Origin of the sequence: Streptomyces sp. 796.1 (assembly GCF_047525675.1) — a bacterium.
Classification (GTDB): domain Bacteria; phylum Actinomycetota; class Actinomycetes; order Streptomycetales; family Streptomycetaceae; genus Streptomyces.
Genome location: NZ_JBLIWA010000058.1, coordinates 1 through 1905, shown reverse-complemented (window position 1 = coordinate 1905; position 1905 = coordinate 1). Strand labels below are relative to the sequence as shown.

The following is a 1905-nucleotide window of genomic DNA, read 5'->3' as shown; positions in this document are numbered from 1 at the left end:
CCCCCCCCCCCCCCCCCCCCCCCCCCCCCCTCCCCGCCCCCCGCATAGCGTGCTGCCGCTGCCTGCCGGCGGCTGCCTATCCGGGAGATCGGGGTGCGAACGTGCGCGTGGGACTGCTGACCGACGGTGGTTATCCGTACGCGAACGGTGCGGCGGGCCAGTGCTGCGACCGGCTCGTACGCGCGCTTGACCAGCACGAGTTCGAGGTCTGCGCGCTCACCCACGGCGCCGCGCAGGAGGCCGCCGGCCGGCTGCCGCTGCCGGCCCACGTGGTCCGGGTGCGCACCGCGCCGCTGTGGGGCCCGCCGCTGCGGACGCCGGGCCGGGCCCGTGGCTACCGGCGCCGGGAGCGCGCCAGCTTCGCCGAACACTTCGGCCGTCTCGCCCGCGCCCTGGCCGCCGCGCCCGCGTCCCCGGCCGGCGCCGGCGCTTCCGCCGCGGGTCGGACCGGGCCCGCCGGGGAGCGCTCCGACCGTCAGGCGGACCGTTTCGCCACTGTGGGGCGTGCCGCCCCGCGTCCGCCGCGGGGGAGCGCGCTCCGGGACGCCGGGTACGCGGTGCCGGCCGGCGCGTTCGCCGACGGGCTGTACGGGCTCGCCGAACTCGCCCGCGAACACGGCGGGTTGCCCGACGCGCTCCGTTCCCCCGGGGCCTTACGCCTCCTGGAGGCGGCCTGCCGCGCGCCCGGCGCCACGCGCGACGCGCAGCGCGCGACCGTCGCCGACCTGCTCGCCGTCCTGCACCACCTGGAGCGCGCGCTGCGCCCGCTGTCGCTGGACTGGTACGGGGCACCGGACGGGGCCCCCGCGCGGGCCGGTGCGGGCGGGCGCGGTGGGCTCGGCGGACCGCGCCGTGGACCGGGCGGGGGCGGTGGTCGGCGGGGCGGTGGCCGACGGGGCCGGTGTCGCGGGGCGGGTCGGTCCGGTGGCGCCTGGCGGCCGGCGGCCGGGCGCGGGCTGGCCGGCGTCGACCTGTGCCACGCCGTCGCGGGCGGCACCGCGGCCCTGCCCGGGCTGCTGGCCAAGCGCTTCTTCGGCACGCCGCTGCTGGTCACCGAGTACCGCCCGGGGCTGCGCGAGCACTACCTCGCTCCGGCGGGCGGCGACCCGACCGGTGCGGGCGGGCCGGCCGGGCCGGCTGGGGCGAGCGAGGCGGTTGGGCCTGCCGGGCCCGGCGAGTGGGCGGCCGTGGCCGGCGACGGCGCGTACGGCGTCGCCGCCCGGGCCCTGGTCGCCGCCTTCCACCGGGAGTTGGCCGCCGAGGTGTACGCGCAGGCCGCGCTGGTCACCGCGGGCAATGCGGACACCCGGCGCTGGCAGGAGCGGTGCGGCGCGGACCCCGCGCGGCTGCGCACGGTGTACCCGGGGGTTTATCCGCACTGCTTCGACGAAGTGGGCGAGCGGGCCGGCACGGATGCGCGGACGCTGCTGTGGGTGGGGCCGGTCGAGCCCGAGCGCGACCTCGTCGCCCTGCTGCACGCCTTCGCCGAGGTGCACCGCGCCGAGCCGGACGTCCGGCTCCGCATCGTCGACACCGGCCCCGCGACCGCCCCGCCCGACCCCGCCTGGGCCCTCGCCGCCACCCCACCGGACACCGCGGCCCTGCACGACGGCGCCCCGCCCCTGATGCCGGGCCCCGGTGCGGTGGCCCGTGCGGCGTACGGGGCGTCTGGGGCGTACGAGTCTGCGTACGGGTACGGGCCCGTGCCGGCCCGGGTGTTCGGGTCGGGGGCTGGGGGTTTGGCGTACGGGGCGACGGCGTACGGGGCGTGGGCGGGCGGCCCGGGCGCGGCGGGCGGCTGCGTGGTGGCGGGATGTGGTGCCGGTGCCGGTGCCGAGTTTGGTGCCGGTGGTGCGGCGGCCGGGGCGTGGGTGGCGCTCGACGGCGGGGCGCGCCGGCGTGGCC

1 protein-coding gene is annotated in these 1905 nt (G+C 80.8%); it reads left to right on the top strand.

Annotation, left to right across the window (positions count from 1 at the left end):
* Window positions 1–101: 101 nt before the first annotated feature.
* A partial coding sequence (locus tag ACMA1D_RS29285; protein WP_414727010.1) for a DUF3492 domain-containing protein occupies window positions 102–1905 on the top strand: 1804 nt, incomplete at its 3' end.